This is a genomic window from Vibrio sp. 1557 (genome assembly GCF_033340175.1).
In the GTDB taxonomy this organism is placed as follows: Bacteria; Pseudomonadota; Gammaproteobacteria; order Enterobacterales; family Vibrionaceae; genus Vibrio; species Vibrio alginolyticus.
The window spans coordinates 1-1,040 of sequence record NZ_JAWOVZ010000288.1; the positions used below are offsets into that span (position 1 = coordinate 1).

General features: G+C 41.2%; 1 protein-coding gene. It reads right to left on the reverse strand.

What is annotated here, in order from left to right; translation table 11 throughout:
- Positions 1–892: lipopolysaccharide biosynthesis protein (locus R7070_RS26555; protein WP_318141567.1), on the reverse strand; the 892-nt coding region annotated here is incomplete at its 3' end.
- Positions 893–1,040: the final 148 nt, after the last annotated feature.

Consider the following 1,040-nt stretch of genomic DNA (forward strand, 5'->3'; position numbering starts at 1 on the left):
CTATCGTTGGTATTAGTACTTGAAGCGCTTTGTTGATTACAAACAATATATATTTCTTAATGGATAACCCGGCTTTGAGCTTGAGAAAAGCGAGCCTCATTCCACAAGAAACTACCTCCATAAAAATGGAAACAACGATAACGGTGTAAGGGGGATAACCTAACGATAGGAAAATATAGGCCAATGGCACAGTTAGCAGCAGCACTGACCCAATTGTTGACTGGTAAGCCTTTACGTCTCCGGTTGCTTGTATAGCCGTTTGAAGACCAACCGTCGTAAGGTTTACAAACGCAAGTACTAAAAATAGCTTGATAAAAGTCAGTACACCATCAGGATAATCTCCCAACCATATCGACAACATAAAATCTGTTTCAAAAAAGATCGGCAGCGCGATGACTGAGTAAAGCAACAAGCTAAAACGGCTTGCTAACATGGATAAGTGGAGCATTTCCTCCCTATTACCCTTGCTTTCTGCCTTTACGATTCGTGGATTGAATGCTTTCATGATGTTAATGCTAAATTCCTTTAGCTTTCCATTTACTTGAACAGCAATGGCATAAACAGCATTGATATAAACGCCAAAGAAATGATTAAGCACAACAGCTAAGCCTTGAACTCTAGCAACGCCACAAATGGCGCCAAACGAGTTCCAACTAGTGAAGCCAATCATTTCTTTAAATAAGGCAATATCTTCTGGATAGCGATTGTAGAAATCGATCGCAAGATCTTTGATACCGGGCGTTCGTTCTTCACGCGTTTGATGCGGGCTCAGAATGCCGTTTGGCAACATATCTGATGTTGATAAACCTTTACCCCCAAGGTTGTATGCCCCCTCTACTTGGTTTGCAGCAATGGCACCACCCCAAAGGAAATTATCTGGAAACTTAATCATGTTTCTCACTCTTTTATCATTAGAAAATTGCAGTTACTTGGATTTTTCTTTGCTTGAGAATAGTGCAGGTCACATCACGATTCTTGTAGCCAGATCGACTTTCTGAAGGGCGATTTGTTCGGTTTTAGAAAAGACGCCAACCGAAGCC